Raw genomic sequence first — 14,952 nt, forward strand, 5'->3', positions numbered from 1 at the left:
TCAGGTGGTGTCTCGCAAGGCGGAGGAGGGAGCCGCAGCGTGCTGCGGTGACCGACGACAACGCGGCGAGGCGCCGCCTGACCGACCGCGGTAGGCAAAAGATCCGCAGGACAGGGCCTAGTAGCGGGGTTTGCGGCTCAGGGCCACGCCGGCTACCAGGAAGATGCCGCCGACGACTCCGGAACCGATGGCTCCGGGGGTGTTGGCGGGGGTGGTGCTGGCCTGGATGACGGCGGTGACGAGGCCCATCACCGCGCTGATGTAGCAGAAGATCGTGATGAAGATCTTGACGTTGGTGTTCACTGGATTCCTTCGGTGGGGTGACGGCCGTTTTGAGAGGCGTCGGGGGCGGTACCGGCTGCGGTGAACCCGAGGAGCATCACCCAGGCGTTGGGATCTGCGCGGAACCGGTTCCAGCGGTCGGCGGCGAGGGCGAACTCGCGGAGCGACAACACTCCGGCGGTCACGAGCGGCTGCAGCCGCCCTGGGCCGAGGTGGGGGGCGAAGTCATCCGTGGGTCGGGTGTCGTTGGTGGTGGCGAACGGGCGAAGGGCGACCTCCGTGAAGCCGGCGTCACGGAGCAGGCGGGTGAGACGGCGGCCGATCGTGCGATCACCGCCGGCGGCCTGCTGGGTCGCCGCCATCTTGGCGTGCACTCCCACCAGTTCCGGGTAGACCGGGTCGGCCAGCCCCCAGCAGGAGGCGTCCACCTCGGTGACCAGGATGCGGCCACCGGGGCGGAGGATCCTACGCGCCTCGGCGAGGGCCGGTCCGGGATCGGGAAGGTGCTGAAGGACGTACCTGAGGAGTACGTACTGCGCGCTCGCCGTCTCCAGGGGCAGGTCGGCGGCATCGGCGACGATCAGTTCGGCGCCGGTGCCCTCGGCATGGGCGAGCAGGTCCGGGTCGATGTCCACGGCGACCAGTGACAACTCGGGCAGCGCCCGCCGCAGCCGCCTGGTGATCGCACCGGACCCCGCGCCGATCTCGACCAGCGGGCCGCCCGACGCGGTCAGGCCCAGTTCGCGCAGCAGGCTCAGCTCCTCGTCGAACGAGAGCTCCGCCTGTGCCTCCAGCCGCGCCAGCTCTCCCGCCAGCCCGCCCGCGGTGGTGGTGGCGGGGTTGTACGAACCGGCGTTCGGGGTCGGGGTGTTGGGATCCGACCGGTCGGCGGGGCCGGGCGAACCCGCGTGCGGCGTCGGAGTACCGGAGTCCGGGGCCGGGGTGTCGAGAGCGGCGCCACGGTCGGTGACGGTGGCCGGGGCCGGGGCGTCGAGAGCGGCGCCACGGTCGGTGACGGTGGCCGGGGCCGGGGCGTCGAGAGCGGCGCCACGGTCGGTGACGGTGGCCGGGGGGTACGGGGGTGTGGGGAGAGTGGTCATCGGGGGCTCACGATCATGTGCATGCCGTGCTTCGGCCGTAGCGTCACCAGCGCCTCCGGTTCCACCGGGAAGCCTGGTTCCAGCGTCAGCCGTACCGTCTGAGACAGCATCGCCAGGACCAGCGTCGCCTCGATCAGCGCCAGGTGCCGGCCGATGCAGACGCGCTCGCCGCCGCCGAACGGCAGGTACAGATGACTCGGGAGGTCGACGCCGTCGAAGCGGTCGGGTACGTACGCATCCGGGCGGTCCCAGTAGCGGGGGTCGCGGTGCAGGACCCACTGGCTGACGCAGACGAGCGTGCCCGGCCGTACCGGATGGCCGTCGAGCTCGTCGGGGCCGGTCGCGCGGCGGGAGATCAGCCAGACCGGGGGGTACAGGCGCATCGCCTCCTGTACGGCCCGTCGGCAGAGCGGCAGGTCGGGCAGGTCCGCGGCCGTGGGCGGGCGTCCGCCCAGCACCCGGTCGACCTCGGCCCGGACCCGTTCCGCCTCTTCCTGATGGCGGTCCAGTAGATAGAAGGTCCAGGTCAGGGCCTTGGCGGTGGTCTCGTGACCGGCCATGATCAAGGTCAGCACCTGGTCGCGGAGGTCGGTGTCGGACAGGGCGCCGAGCATGGTGTCGAGCAGGGTGCCGGTGGCGGTGGGAGCGGCCCGGCGGGAGGCGATGACGGTGCGCGTCATCATGTCGAGCAGGGCGCGGGCGCGTGCGTACTCCCGCCGGCGACGGCTCGTGTCCGCCGGGTCGGGGTCGGGGTCGGGTACGTAGTGGCCGATGAAGCGATTGACGGCGTCCACCGCGCGGCCGAACCCGTCGCCCGCCGCGCCGAGGTCCACGTCGAGCACCGCACGGGTCAGGATCGACAGGGTCAGCGAGGTGAGGTGGTGGTCGATCGGCTGGGGTGCGCCGGTCTCCGCGGCGGCACGCCAGCGGGCCAGCAGCGCCGAGGTCTCGTCGGTGATGATCTGGTCGAAGGAGGCGACCGCGCTGCGGCGGAAGGCCGGGGCACAGAGCCGGCGCTGCCGCACCCATTCCGCGCCGTCGCTGGTGAGCAGGCCGTTTCCGAGGAGCGGGCGGAGCATGTGGTCGTCGGGCGTGTTCTCCTTCGTGTAGTTACCGACGTTGTCCTTGAGGATGTGCCGGGCGAGATCCGGGCGATGCGCCATGAACACGGTCTCGCCGTTCGCGTGGTGGCCGGTGACGTCCCCGTAGCGACGGGCCAGGCCGGTCACGAACCCCAGTGGGTCGCTACGCATGCGTTCCATGTCCACCGGGCCGGGCGGTCCCGGGGGCAGCTGCGTGCTGGTAGTCGTCACCGACGCCTCCGCTTAACGGTGCTTAAGTATCTCTGATACGTATTCACAAGTACCGGATATACGTATTGAATGTCATTGATGAGCACATCCGTACTGTGGCATGCTGCCAATGTAACACTGCGTTGATGAACGTATCAATACTTACATCAATGGCGAATAACTTAAGTCTTGGTATGTGCCGCGCGCCATGCGACAGTCCTTTCAGTTGCCGACGCAGAAAGCAGCGGTAAACAAACAGAGGGAGAATGACATGGCTCTCGAACCGCAGGAGCGGGCGGAATTCATCAACGCCTACACCCGCACCCTCATCACCGCCTGGTCGGACGAGGAGTACGCGGCCCGGCTGAACGCGGACCCGCGCGCCGCGCTGGCCGAGTCCGGTCTGACCATCCCGGAGGACGCCGAGATCGTCATCGTGCGCCACATCCCCGAGGGGCACGAGGAGGGCAACCTGGACGTCCAGGTCGGCCTCTGGGAGGTCGGTCTGGCGACCGGCCAGTACGAGCTCCACATCCCCGAGACCCCGGTGGTCGACGCGGCCGAGCTCAGCGAGGGCGACCTGTCCGACATCGCGGCCGGCGCCGCCGACGCGGCCGCCTGCTACTACTGCTGCTGCCCGTGCTGCTGCTGCACCTGATTCACCGCAGCTCCAGCACTCACTGAATTCACTGGATTTCCAAAATCGCCATGCCGTTCCCGTTCCCGTCTCCATCGGAGGATTAAGTCGATGGTTTCCGCCGCCGCGGAAAACGACCCGGTCGCCGTCACCGGCCTGAACAAGCGTTATGGAGAGCACCTGGTGCTCACCGATCTGAGCCTGCGGGTACACCGCGGCGAGGTGTTCGCCTTGCTCGGGCCGAACGGCGCGGGAAAGACCACGACCGTCGAAATACTGACGGGAGTACGGCGGCGGAGCGGTGGAGACGTGGAGGTCCTCGGCCAGGATCCGGCCAGGGACCCACGGGAATGGCGGGCGCGTATCGGGGTGGTCGGCCAATCCACCGGCGCCTACCCCGATCTCACCGTGGGTGAGGTGGTCAGGCAGTTCGCCGCCATGTACCCCAGGCCGCTGCCGCCCGCGCAGGTGCTCGACATGGTCGGCCTGGGAACGTACGAGAAGAAGAGGACCACGGAGCTCTCCGGCGGCCAGCAGCGCCGGCTGGACGTGGCCGTCGGTGTGATCGGCGACCCCGAGTTGATCTTTCTGGACGAGCCCACCACCGGGCTCGACCCGGTCGCCCGCCGCGAGGCGTGGGACCTGGTGCGGTTCTTCGCCGCGCGCGGCTGCACCACGGTGCTCACCACCCACTACCTGGACGAGGCCGAGACGCTGGCCGCGCGGGTCGGTGTGATCGCGGGCGGCCGGCTGGTGGCCTGCGGACCGCCGAGCGAGCTGGGTGGGCGTGCGACGACCTCGGCCGCCGTGTCGTTCCGGCGCTCCGAGTCGCTGGCCGGCCGGGAACTCCCCGAGCTGCCCCGTGGAGCGGTGCTCGAACCGGGACCGACGGGCGCGGGTGACCTGGTCACCGTGCTGACCTCGGAGCCGACCCGGCTGGTGAGCCTGCTGGCGTCCTGGGCCGAGGCCGAGCTGCCCGAGCTGATCGTGCACCGTCCCACCCTGGAAGAGATCTACCTCAACCTCATCGACCGGCATCGACAACAGCCGGAGGAGAACAAGTGAGCGTCACCGATTCCGTTCGCGCGCCCGGCCGGGAACTCGGGGAGGGGTTGCTGCCCGGGCTGTGGCGGGCCAGTGTCGCCCGGTCGTCGGTCGAGCTGAAGTCGTTCTTCCGCAACAGGCAGTCCCTGGTCTTCACCCTCTTCTTTCCGGTGATCCTGCTTGTGGTGTTCGGCGCGATCTTCACCGGCAAGGTGGAGGGCACCCAGACCGATTTCCGGCAGGTCTTCATGGCGGGCATCGTGGCCGCCGGTGTGATGAGCACCGCCTTCTCCGGGCTGGCCATCAACATCGCCATCGAGCGGGACACCGGCCTCATCAGCAGGCTGGCCATGACGCCGATGCCCAAGCCCGCCTACTTCATCGGCAAGCTGGTCAAGGTCGTGGTGACCACCGTGGTGGAGACGGTGCTGCTGCTCGGCATCGCGGTGACCGCGTTCGGGTTGCCCTGGCCGAGCACCGCGCACCGCTGGTTCACCCTCGCCTGGGTGCTGACGCTGGGTACCGTCACCTGCGCGCTGGCCGGGATCGCCTACAGCGCGGCCATCCCGAACAGCCGGTCCGCCGCGGCGATCGTGACGCCGGTGTTCATGGTGCTGCAGTTCATCTCCGGGGTCTTCTACCCCTTTCACCAGCTTCCTGAGTGGATGCAGAACACGGCCGCGCTCTTCCCGGTGAAGTGGATGGCGCAGGGGTTCCGTTCGGTGTTCCTGCCGGACGGCTTCACCGTCGTGGAACCGGCGGGCGGGTGGGAGCTCGGCCGCATCGCGCTGGTCCTCGGACTGTGGGCGGTCGGCGGCCTGCTGCTGACCGCGCTGACGTTCGGCTGGCGCAACGCGCGTGTGCGCTGATCAGGTAAGCGATCGCAAGGGAGACTGACGCGTGACGGTAGGCACCCAGATCCGGTTCCCTGCCCACCTGGCTCACCCCTTCTCCCCCGCGGGACGGGCCGATCCCTATCCGGCCTACGACTGGCTGCGCGCCCGCGCTCCGGTCCACTACGACGCGGCGTCGCGGCTCTGGCTGGTGACCGGGCACGCCGACTGCGCCGCCGTACTGCGTGACCAGGGTTTCTCGGCGAGTGCCGGGCAGCAGGGGCGGGCGCGCGACGAGGAGTTGCCGCCGTCGATGCTCACCACGGACCCGCCCGATCACACCCGGTTGCGCGCGCCGGGGCTGCTGCTGCTCGGACCCGCGGCGATCGCGTCGGTGGCCGAGGCGATCGCCGCCGACGTGGACGGGCTTCTCGACCGGCTGGCGGAGCGGACCGTGGTCGACGCGGTCGCGGAGATCGGGAGCCCGCTGGCCACCTCGGTCTTCCTGCGGCTGTTCGGGCTGGCGGAGAGCGACCGGAAGGTCTTCGCGCAGCTCGCCCAGGCGGCCTCGATCAATCTGGATCCGCTGGCCGGGCCGCAGGTGGCGGCGCTGGGCAGGTCGGCCATGGGAGAGCTGACCCGGTTCCTGGACGCGCACTGCGCGTCCGCGCCGCCCAGCCCGCTGGCCCGGCTGGCCGCCGACGACCGGCTGAGCAGGCGGGAGATGCTGGGGGTGCTCGGGCTGGCCGTGGTGGGCGGGTGGCAGCCGCTGGCCGAGGCGATCGGCAACGCGCTGTACTGGCTGCTGCCCCGGCCCGAGGCACTGACCGTACTGCGCGAGGGCGGCCGGGAGCCGGCGCGTACCGCGATGGACGAGTTGCTGCGGCTGGAAGCGCCCATTCCGTTCACGGCCAGGGTCGCGGTCCGGAACGTGGCACTGCCCGGGGGGCAGGTGCCCCAGGGGGCCAGGGTGCTGGCGATCGTGGCCGCCGCCAACCGGGATCCGGCCGTTTTCGAAAGGGCCGGGGAGCTGGTGCTCGACCGGACGCCCAACCCGCATCTGGCCTTTGGCGGAGGGCCGCACTTCTGCCTGGCGGCGCAGCTCGTCCGGCAGACCGGGGCGGTGCTGCTGGCCCGGCTGGCCGAGCGGTTCCCCGCCGCGTCGCTGGCCGATCCGGAGCCGGTCTGGGCCGCCACGCTGATCCCCCGGCGGCTGCGCGCCCTCCCGGTGCGGCTGGGAGGCGGGGATGCGTGCTGAGGTCCTCGTGATCGGCGCCGGCGTCAGCGGGCTGACCTGTGCCGACCGCCTGGCCAGGGCCGGGGTGCGCACCGTGGTCCTTGAGGCCAGGTCACGGATCGGCGGGCGGATACTGACCTTCCGTCCCGCGGACGGCGGGCCCCCGCTGGAGCTGGGCGCGCAGGTCGTCCACGGTGACCGCAACCCCGTCCACGGGCTGGTGGAGACCGGGACGGCGCCGCGGCCGACCGCGGCCCGGGTGATCAGCGGGCGGGTGGGCCGTCCCATGGGAGCGCTGGCCCGCACACCGCATCCGCCCTGGCTGCTGGAGGCCAGGCTGAACGCGGAGGGCGCCGAGGCCGGCGGGTCGGTGAACGGCTGGCTCGGCGACGTCGGCGGGCCTTACCCGGTGGCGAGCGAGTGGTTCCGGCAGATCTGGGCCGCGGACCCGGAGCGGCTCAGCGCCGCCGGTGTGGCCGCGGCCCAGCGGGGGGACGACGCCGGGCGGGGAGAGTACGTCGTGTCCGGCGGGTTCGACCTGCTGCCGCGACGGCTGGCGGCGGGGCTGGAGGTGCACACCGGACGCCCGGTCCAGGTGCTCGGCTGGTCGCCGGGACGGGTCGCCGCACTGACGCAGGCCGGGACCGTGGAGGCGGAGCGGGTGGTGGTGACCGTGCCGCCCGCCGTGGTGACCCACGGCACGCTCACCATCAAGGATCTGCCCGAGCACAAGATCGAGGCCGCCCGGGAGCTGGCGGCGGGTGACGGCTGCTGCGTGGTCGCGACCCTGTCGGTGCCCGCGCCGGAGACCGCGTCGGTGTTCGACGCGGACGGCGTCAGCGGCTTCGTGAGCTGCCGCGAGGGGCGCCCCGAGGCGTTGATCGTGGCCAAGGACGCGGCGGCCGCCTGCGTGCGGGCCGCCACCGGCCCCGACCTGTCGGCCATGCTCACGGTGGCGCTGCCCTGGGCGGCGGGGGCCCGGGTGCTGGAGCGGCGGATCGCCGACTGGGGGGCCGACCCGTGGAGCCGGGGCGCGTTCACCGCGCCGCTGCTCGGCGCCGAGCGGGCTCCGGCGCGCTGGGCCGAGCCGGTCGCCGACACACTCTTCTTCGCGGGCGAGGCCACGGTCTCGGGAACGCGGCTGCCGTGGGTTCAGGGGGCGATCGCCAGCGGGGTGCTCGCCGCCGACCGGCTCCTGGAGGCGATGGGCTGATGACAGCGCAGTTGGGGACACCGCATTCCGGCTGGTATCTACCGGCCTTCACCTCCGAGCTGACAGCCGAGGTGACTCCCCTGGAGATCGGGACCCGGCGGCTGGTGGCCGTACGGGACGAGACGGGGATCCGGGTCTTCGACGCCGACTGCCCGCATCGGGGCGCGCATCTCGGCTACGGGGGACGGCTCTCGGGTGACTGCCTGGTCTGCCCGTTCCACGGCCGCCGGATCGCGCTGGGCGACACCACCAGGCGGTGGTCGGTACGCGAGCACCACGTGATCGTCTCCGGCGAGGCCGTGTTCGTACGGCTCGCGGACACCCCTGACGACGACCGGGGACTCACCCGGGCGATCAAGGAGCTGGGCGGGACCCACCCGCTCACCGCGGCCGTGGTCAGGCCGGTGGACGTCGATCCGGTGATGATCGTGGAGAACGCCTTCGACATCGACCACTTCACCGAGGTGCACAAGGTGCCGCGGCTCCGCGGGATGGCGCATCGGGACGGGGACGAGGGCGAGCTGGTCATCGAGGGCGAGTTCGTCATGGGGGCCAAGCCGGGGAGCACCTCCGGTCCTTCGGTCACCCGGGCGCGCTTCCTGGCATGCGCCTACAGTCCCGGCGTGGTCGTCACCCGGTTCGGGCCGCCGGGGTGGGAGCAGGTCATCGTCACCGCCGCCGTGCCCCGGGAGAGCGGCGGGTGCGTGGCGCGGGTGGCGATCGGCGTCCGCCCCGAGCAGCAGGGCGAGCTGCCGCTGCTCATCAGCGGCAGCGAGCGGGCGCTGGCCGAGGACGCGGTGGTCTGGGAGCGGTTGAATCCGCAGGTGGTGCCCCGCTTCGACGGCGGGGACGCGGCCGTGGTGGCCTACCGGAGGTTCTGCGCGGGCTTTCGGGAGCCGGCGTGAGCGGGCTGCGCGTGGTCGAGTCGGGGGCGGGTCCGGCGGTGCTGTGGGTGCACGGCTACACCATGGACCTCACCCTGTGGGAGCCGCTGTGGAGGCTGCTGCCCGGCTGGCGGCACATCGGCGTGGATCTCCCCGGTCACGGCGGCTCCGAGCCGCTGCGGCCCGGTGTGACGCTGCCCGCCCTGGCGGTACGGCTGGCCGAGATCGCCTCGGCCGAGCGGGCGGACCGGGTCGTGGGGCTCTCCTTCGGCTCCTGCGTCGCGCTGCAGATGGCCCTGGAGGCGCCCGAGGTGGTGCGGCACCTGGTGCTCGCGGCGCCGACGCTCGGCGGTGCGCCGCCCGACCCCGCGGCCAGGCGGCGTTACCTGGAGCTCATGATGTTGCGCAGGGCGGGCGGCGCGCGGGAGCAGATGGCCGAGCTGTGGATGAGCTCCCCGCCGGACATCTTCCGCGGCACCGAGGCTCATCCAGAACTGCGTGCCCGGCTACGGGAGGTGATCGGCAGACACTCCTGGGCCGAGCTGGACAGCGGGGCGATGGCGGGGCTCACCATGCATCGGCACTCGGCCGAGGATCTGATCCGGATCAGGGCCAGAACCACGGTGATCATCGGAGATTCGGACATGCCGGTCTTCGTAGACAATGCCAGGATGCTGGGAAAGACAGTGGCGCAATGCGATATTCGTACGATTCATAACTCCGGACACCTCCCCCTGCTTGAGTGTCCGGAAATGTCGGCAAAAGCGGTATTTGCGGGACTGGCGTTATCTGAGAGAGTAGACACTGCTTGACCTGATTGTAAGAATGCCTAGATTAGGACACCCGTAAGGGGGGGATAGTTGCCCCTGTTATTGAGTTTCTTCGGTATGACCATCATGGTGCTGACCAAACTCGACCCCACCGACCTGGCGTTCCTGTTCGGCCCCCATCTGGTGGAGGCCGGCGAACCACAACTGGTCGTGAAGCTTCTCACCAGTAAGGCCGCAGAGGGAGAACTGCTGGTCCAGCGTCCCGACGGGATGTTGCTGCAGCGTCGCGTGTTCCGGGGATGGAGCACCATGCCACCACCGCTTCCTCCGTTCGCCGTACTCGACCATCTCTACCTGGTGATGCGTGCCGTCGTCATGACCAAGGACGACGTGACGGTCGCGCTGATCGGCAGTGCCTGCTCGCCCGGCGCCGGCGTGGCGGCCGCACTGGCCGGCCGGTCCTGGCGGCCGGTGTCGGGACAACTCCTCGTGGTCGACCGGACCACCGGGCACACGCTCCCCTTCCACATCCCGCTGGACCTGCGCGGCAGCGCCCTGGAGTCGGCGAGGAGCGGCGGGCTGATCGGCCAGGAACCGGACCCGGCGACCTGGCGGCAGGCTCATCCCGCACTGGCCGGGGAGTCCGTTCTGGTCCGCCCCGAGCGGCTGGGCCCGCCCGTCCCGATCACCGCCAGGCTCGCCCCGCCCACGCTGGTCAGGCTCTGCCAGGGAGACGACGACCGCTGCAGGCTTGAGCCCTGGTCGTTCCAGCCGCACATCTGGCCGCCGGCCGCCACGGAACTGGCCGACGCGCCCCGCTACCGGCTGCTCATGCCGGAGTTCGGCGGCGCGGAGGAGGCCGCGGCACTCATCGACGACAGGATCCAGAAGGAGCCCCCATGCCCCGGCGGACCGCGTACGGCCCGGGAACACCGTGCTGGGTTGATCACATCACCGTCGATCTGACCGGCGCGAAACAGTTCTACGGCGACCTCTTCGGCTGGGAGTTCACCAGGGAGAACAGTCGCGGCTACCACCTGATCACGTTGCGCGGAGAGATCATCGGTGGCCTCGGCCCCAGCCCGATGGGCCCGGCCTTCGGCTCGTCCTGGAACGTCTACCTGGCCGCCAAGGACCTCGGCCACACCCGGGCGGAGGTCGGGCGCCTGGGCGGCCGGATCGTGATGGGCCCGGTGCCCGCGGGCGAGAACGGCCGCCTCTGCCTGGCGGTCGACCCCTCAGGTGCGGCGGTCGGCTTCTGGGAGGGCGGCAGGGACGAGGGCGTGGTCCTGGTGGACGAGCCCGGCGCCCTGTGCGCCTGCGAGCTGCACACCTCCCGCCAGGAGGCGGCGACGGAGTTCTACCGGAGCCTGTACGGCGACGCGCCCCTGGTGATCCGCCCCTCCGCCAGGACCGGCTGGGTGCCGTTCTTCGGCGCCGGTGCCGGTGCCGACGCCGGTGCCGGTGACAGTACCGATGACAGTGACGCCGCCGTCGCGGCGGCCCTGGCGGCCGGGGCCCGCCCGCTGGAAAGCGGCCTGCTCGCCGACCCGCTGGGCGCGGTCTTCGGCCTCACCAACCTGAATTAATCCATAAATGCGTATAAATACGTATTAACAATATTCACTGCACTTTGCGAGGATTCAACGGTTAGCAGTTTTCCTGCGGGAGGGGTATTCCATGGCGCCTGACGTGGTGGTCATAGGAGGGGGCCCGGCGGGAGCGATCTCCTCGGCGCTGCTGGCCCGGGCCGGCGCCCGGGTGCGCCTGCTGGAACGGGACTTCTTCCCCCGGTACCACATCGGCGAGTCGATCTCCTCCTCCTGCCGGGCCATCATCGACCTCGTCGGCGCCCGGGAGAAGATCGAGGCCCGCGGCTACCAGGTCAAGGAGGGCCTGCTGCTCCGCTGGGGCGCGGAGCGCGACTGGACGATCAACTGGCCGGACCTCTTCGGCGACCAGGTTCGATCCTGGCAGGTGGACCGCGCCGACTTCGACGACGTCCTGCTCAAGCACGCCGCCGAGCAGGGCGTGCAGGTGGTCCACGGGGCCCGCGTGCGGAAGGTCGGCTTCGACGACGGCCGCGCCGTGGGCGTGGAATGGGTACACGAAGGGCACCGCCAGGAGACCGCGGCCGACTTCGTGGTGGACGCCTCCGGTCGCGCCGGCGTGCTCTCCGCACAGCACTTCCGCGACCGGCGGCCGCACGACGTCTTCCGCAACGTCGCCATCTGGGGCTACTACCGGGGCGGCGCCCTGCTGCCCAGCACTCCCAGGGGCGGCATCAACGTGATCTCCTCCCCCAACGGCTGGTACTGGGTCATCCCGCTCAGCGGCGACGTCTACAGCGTGGGCTTCGTCACCCACAAGGACCAGTTCCTGGCCCGCAGGTCCGGGTTCTCCTCGCCGGACGAGATGTTCCTGACCCTGGTCGCGGAGTCGGAGACGGTGGCGGAACTGGTGGCGAGCGGCGACTTCCAGGGCGAGGTCCGCGTCGAGCAGGACTTCTCCTACTCGGCTGACAGCTTCTGCGGCCCCGGCTACTTCCTGGCGGGCGACTCCGCCTGTTTCCTGGACCCGTTGCTCTCCACCGGCGTGCACCTGGCCATGTACAGCGGCATGCTGGCGGCCGCGACCATCCTGTCCGCACACGCGGGGGAGGTCACCGAGCGCGAGGCGCTGGGATTCTACGAGTCCCACTACCGCAACGCCTACGGCCGGATGTTCTCCATGGTCGCCGGCTTCTACGAGCAGTACCGGGGCAGGAACAGCTACTTCTGGCTGGCGCAGCGCCTGGCCAGAGGCCAGTATCCGGAGCTGATGAGGAAGCGCGTCAGCGGCGCCCAGGCACCCCCCGACGGCGCCTTCGCCTCGATCACCGCGGGCCTGACCGACCTGGACGACGCCACCCGCGTCGGCGGTGCGGCCCCGCTGGACGCGATGGTGCTGGCCGGCGAGCTGACCGCGGGCCAGGACCGCCAGGACCGCGAGAACACCGACGGCACCGCCGACAGGCTGTACCTGGTCACCGAGCCGAGGCTGGGCATCGGACGGTCCACCGAGCCGGTGTCACCGCACTGAGCAGCGGCCGATCAGGGGCCGGTCACAGTCCGAGGGCGGCGGCCAGCTGGTGCCGCCCTCGGATACCGAGCTTGCGGTAGATGCGGCCCAGGTGAGTGTCGATGGTGCGCTTGCTCAGGCAGAGCCGCTCGGCGACCTCCATGCTGCTCATGCCCTGCCGTACCAGCTCGACGACCCGCTGCTCGGCGGGGGTGAGCAGGATCTGGGCCTGCGGCGGCTGCGCGTCCGGCGCGTGCTCCGGGCTCGCCGACGGTTCGGCGGCGATCGTACGGGCCGCGGTGTGCTCGCCCAGCGCGTTGTAGGCCTTGGCGGCGTGCGCGCGCCAGGGCAGGCAGGCGGGGTTGGTGATGCCCCGGGCGGAGAGCCGGTGCCCGCAGTCGAGGAACAGGCTCAGCGCGGTGACGTGGTCGCCCGCCGCCGCCGCGATCAGTCCCTGAACCTCCAGGATCAGGCTCTTGATCAGCGGATGGGCGTCCGCGGGCATCGTCATCTCACGTACCAGCTCCGCGGCGTCCTGCGCGCGGCCCATCCGGATCAGGGCCCGCGCGCCACAGGCGCGCGCCGCCGTGGTCAGCACCCGCGCGCCGATCCGCTCGGCCCCCTCCCGCGCGTCGAGCGCGTCCCGCAGGCTGTCGGCCGAGTCGCCCCGCCGGTGGCCGATATCGGCCCGCAGGAGCAGCCCGAGCGCGTGCAGATCCGGCTGGTCCCAGGTACGGGCGTCCTGCAGGATCCTGCCGCACACGGCCAGCGCCTCCTCCGGCTGCCCCGTCCAGCCGAACGCCAGCGCGGCGCCCACCAGCCCGGTTCCCGCGGGCCGATCCCGGCGAGAGCGTTCCCGGGTGGCCCGCCTCGCCAGCCGCCTGGCGGTGCCCGGATACCGCCCGCTCGCCGCGACCATCGCGGCCAGCGCGCCGGCGAGCTCCTTCGCGGCCGAGTCCGGCGCGCCCGAGGAGGCCATCCGCACCGACCTGCGCAACCCGGCGCGGTACCCGGACAGCACCCCCTGCGCGGTCAGCCGGAGCAGCGGCTCCCTCGGCGGGTCCGCCATGGCCGCCAGCTCGTGGGCCACGGTGACGAACGGCCGGACCCCCACCGTGCTGGCGACCAGCGCGGGGCTGGCCAGGTTCAGCAGCGACCTGGCCCGCCTGACGGGGTCGGGCGCGGTGCTGACCAGTGTCTCCGCGTGCCGGACGCAGGCGTCCAGGTCGTGGCGGAGCTCGACCGTGCCGAGCTGCAGGGTCAGCTCGTGAATGGTGGCCGGATCGTCGGAGCAGGCCAGCGCGCGGCGCAGGTAACGGGTCGCGTCGTCGTACTCGCGGGCCGCGACCGCCTCGGTGGCCGCCCTGCGCAGCACCGGAACGCCCCAGTCGGAGTCGGTGAGCATCAGGTGCTCGGCGGTCTGGGCGGCCGGCGCGCCCAGCCTGGCCAGCAGCGCGGCCCCGCGTTCGTGCAGGCCGATCCGGGTCTGGTTGTCGATGCGCGACAGTACGGCCGTGCGGATCAGGGGGTTGTGGAACCGCACGGGCGACCCCGCCGTGATCAGACCCGCCTGGGCGAGGGCCCGGCGGGCCTGCCGGATCTGCGGCTCGCCCTGACTCAGCAGGATCGCCGCCACGGTGACGTCGGTGTCCGGTCCCATGACGGCGAGCTGGGTGAGCAGTTCGTAGGCCACCGGGTCGTGGTCGTGCAGCCATTCGAGCACGGTGGCGGACAGGGCCTCCGTGCCGATCTCCAGCACCTGGTCGGGGTCGGGCTCGCCCGGACTGATCCTGGCCTGCCGCATCCGGCTGGTCAGCTGGCGCAGCACCAGCGGGTTCCCCTGCGAGAGCGTGTGACAGAGCGCGGCCAGCTCCACATCGGGCGGCGCCCCCAGCGCCTCGGCGACGAAGTCGGCCGTGCAGGTGGCGCAGAACGGTCTGAGCTGGACGAACCGCGCGTACGGCAGCTTGGCCAGATCCGTGCCCAGCCCGGCCGGGGGGCTGCCGGGCAGCGTGGCGATCATCATCACCGGCAGGTCGTCCAGGCGGCGCGCGATATAGGAGAACCAGCGCAGCGACGGCGTGTCGGCGAAGGACAGGTCGTCGATCGCGATGACCACCGGCTGCTCCGCGACCAGGTCGCGGGTCATGTGGAACAGGCTGATCAGCAGGTCCTGGGTGGCGGCGCCGTCATCGTCGGCGGCGCGGTCGAACTGCCCGCGGGGCCGCTCGCCGGCGGACATCACCGGGTCGAAGAGCTGGCGGACCATACCGTAGGCGAAATGGCTCTCGCTCGGATGACAGCGTGCCCGCAGCACCAGACTGCGCGGGGGAAGCATTTCAGTCATGGCGCCGAGCAGGGAACTCTTGCCCATTCCGTTTCCGCCCAGGATCGCCGCGACGGTAGGGCGGCCGGCCCGTAGTTCGTCGAGAGCCTCTCGGAAGACAGCCAGTTCTCTGTCTCTGTGAAGAAGCGGTGCCATGCTTCATCGTCCCATTCTCCCGATACGGATCTCAACGGGTTCGGTGCCCGTCTTTCTCGGCGGTACCGGTTCAGGAGTGGGCCACGGGCGCCGATCCCGGGCGTCCGGCGCGGTGATA

At 71.2% G+C, this 14,952-nt stretch carries 14 protein-coding genes; 10 read left to right on the forward strand and 4 right to left on the reverse strand.

Annotation, left to right across the window (positions count from 1 at the left end; genetic code table 11):
- Positions 1–117: 117 nt before the first annotated feature.
- The 3 genes from ABT130_RS31535 to ABT130_RS31545 are packed head-to-tail and all read right to left on the reverse strand — an operon-like array spanning position 118 to position 2,695.
- On the reverse strand, positions 118–303 hold the full coding sequence (locus ABT130_RS31535; protein ID WP_030913265.1) for a hypothetical protein: 186 nt from the start codon (positions 301–303) through the stop codon (positions 118–120).
- Entirely contained in the window at positions 300–1,382 is a 1,083-nt protein-coding gene (locus tag ABT130_RS31540) for a class I SAM-dependent methyltransferase (protein WP_350961511.1), read from the reverse strand. The genes ABT130_RS31535 and ABT130_RS31540 overlap by 4 nt, the downstream gene beginning before the upstream one ends.
- A complete protein-coding gene (locus tag ABT130_RS31545; RefSeq protein ID WP_350961513.1) occupies positions 1,379–2,695 on the reverse strand; it encodes a cytochrome P450 in 1,317 nt (438 codons plus the stop codon). Before ABT130_RS31545 ends, ABT130_RS31540 begins: the two co-directional genes overlap by 4 nt.
- 250 nt (positions 2,696–2,945) lie before the next feature.
- Between ABT130_RS31545 and ABT130_RS31550 the strand changes: the two genes are divergently transcribed.
- The 10 genes from ABT130_RS31550 (at position 2,946) to ABT130_RS31595 (ending at position 12,373) form a co-directional block, all read left to right on the forward strand.
- Positions 2,946–3,332: a hypothetical protein gene (locus tag ABT130_RS31550; protein WP_350912396.1), complete on the forward strand. Its 387-nt coding sequence runs from the start codon at positions 2,946–2,948 to the stop codon at positions 3,330–3,332.
- A 90-nt stretch (positions 3,333–3,422) separates the two neighbouring features.
- Positions 3,423–4,376, forward strand: a complete 954-nt coding sequence (locus ABT130_RS31555; protein WP_350912395.1) for an ABC transporter ATP-binding protein — start codon at positions 3,423–3,425, stop codon at positions 4,374–4,376.
- On the forward strand, positions 4,373–5,224 hold the full coding sequence (locus ABT130_RS31560) for an ABC transporter permease (RefSeq protein ID WP_350961514.1): 852 nt from the start codon (positions 4,373–4,375) through the stop codon (positions 5,222–5,224). Before ABT130_RS31555 ends, ABT130_RS31560 begins: the two co-directional genes overlap by 4 nt.
- A 31-nt stretch (positions 5,225–5,255) precedes the next feature.
- Positions 5,256–6,446, forward strand: a complete 1,191-nt coding sequence (locus ABT130_RS31565) for a cytochrome P450 (protein ID WP_350961516.1) — start codon at positions 5,256–5,258, stop codon at positions 6,444–6,446.
- Entirely contained in the window at positions 6,436–7,638 is a 1,203-nt protein-coding gene (locus ABT130_RS31570) for a flavin monoamine oxidase family protein (protein ID WP_350961518.1), read from the forward strand. The genes ABT130_RS31565 and ABT130_RS31570 overlap by 11 nt, the downstream gene beginning before the upstream one ends.
- Positions 7,638–8,543 carry a Rieske 2Fe-2S domain-containing protein gene (locus tag ABT130_RS31575; protein ID WP_350961521.1) on the forward strand — a complete coding sequence of 302 codons (906 nt, stop codon included), beginning with the start codon at positions 7,638–7,640 and terminating at the stop codon, positions 8,541–8,543. The genes ABT130_RS31570 and ABT130_RS31575 overlap by 1 nt, the downstream gene beginning before the upstream one ends.
- Positions 8,540–9,334 (forward strand): alpha/beta fold hydrolase, encoded by a 795-nt coding sequence (locus tag ABT130_RS31580; protein ID WP_350961523.1) that lies wholly within the window; start codon positions 8,540–8,542, stop codon positions 9,332–9,334. The genes ABT130_RS31575 and ABT130_RS31580 overlap by 4 nt, the downstream gene beginning before the upstream one ends.
- Before the next feature lie 75 nt (positions 9,335–9,409).
- Positions 9,410–10,258 (forward strand): hypothetical protein, encoded by an 849-nt coding sequence (locus tag ABT130_RS31585; RefSeq protein WP_350912385.1) that lies wholly within the window; start codon positions 9,410–9,412, stop codon positions 10,256–10,258.
- The gene (locus tag ABT130_RS31590; protein ID WP_350961526.1) at positions 10,192–10,881 is read left to right on the forward strand and encodes a VOC family protein; all 690 of its coding nucleotides are present in this window, start codon (positions 10,192–10,194) and stop codon (positions 10,879–10,881) included. Before ABT130_RS31585 ends, ABT130_RS31590 begins: the two co-directional genes overlap by 67 nt.
- Positions 10,882–10,972: 91 nt before the next feature.
- Positions 10,973–12,373 (forward strand): NAD(P)/FAD-dependent oxidoreductase, encoded by a 1,401-nt coding sequence (locus ABT130_RS31595; protein WP_350961529.1) that lies wholly within the window; start codon positions 10,973–10,975, stop codon positions 12,371–12,373.
- 22 nt (positions 12,374–12,395) lie between these two features.
- Here the strand turns inward: ABT130_RS31595 and ABT130_RS31600 are convergent, their stop codons facing one another.
- The gene (locus tag ABT130_RS31600) at positions 12,396–14,834 is read right to left on the reverse strand and encodes an ATP-binding protein (RefSeq protein WP_350961530.1); all 2,439 of its coding nucleotides are present in this window, start codon (positions 14,832–14,834) and stop codon (positions 12,396–12,398) included.
- Between the last annotated feature and the right edge of the window lie 118 nt (positions 14,835–14,952).

This window comes from Streptosporangium sp. NPDC001681, assembly GCF_040298085.1.
GTDB lineage: Bacteria > Actinomycetota > Actinomycetes > Streptosporangiales > Streptosporangiaceae > Streptosporangium.

Bases quoted from the DNA above. Each gene is read 5' to 3' on its own strand.
- ABT130_RS31540 (WP_350961511.1), bottom strand. From the start codon at position 1,382: ATGACCACTCTCCCCACACCCCCGTACCCCCCGGCCACCGTCACCGAC.
- ABT130_RS31550 (WP_350912396.1), top strand. From the start codon at position 2,946: ATGGCTCTCGAACCGCAGGAGCGGGCGGAATTCATCAACGCCTACACC.
- ABT130_RS31555 (WP_350912395.1), top strand. From the start codon at position 3,423: ATGGTTTCCGCCGCCGCGGAAAACGACCCGGTCGCCGTCACCGGCCTG.
- ABT130_RS31570 (WP_350961518.1), top strand. From the start codon at position 6,436: ATGCGTGCTGAGGTCCTCGTGATCGGCGCCGGCGTCAGCGGGCTGACC.
- ABT130_RS31575 (WP_350961521.1), top strand. From the start codon at position 7,638: ATGACAGCGCAGTTGGGGACACCGCATTCCGGCTGGTATCTACCGGCC.
- ABT130_RS31585 (WP_350912385.1), top strand. From the start codon at position 9,410: ATGACCATCATGGTGCTGACCAAACTCGACCCCACCGACCTGGCGTTC.
- ABT130_RS31590 (WP_350961526.1), top strand. From the start codon at position 10,192: ATGCCCCGGCGGACCGCGTACGGCCCGGGAACACCGTGCTGGGTTGAT.
- ABT130_RS31595 (WP_350961529.1), top strand. From the start codon at position 10,973: ATGGCGCCTGACGTGGTGGTCATAGGAGGGGGCCCGGCGGGAGCGATC.
- ABT130_RS31600 (WP_350961530.1), bottom strand. From the start codon at position 14,834: ATGGCACCGCTTCTTCACAGAGACAGAGAACTGGCTGTCTTCCGAGAG.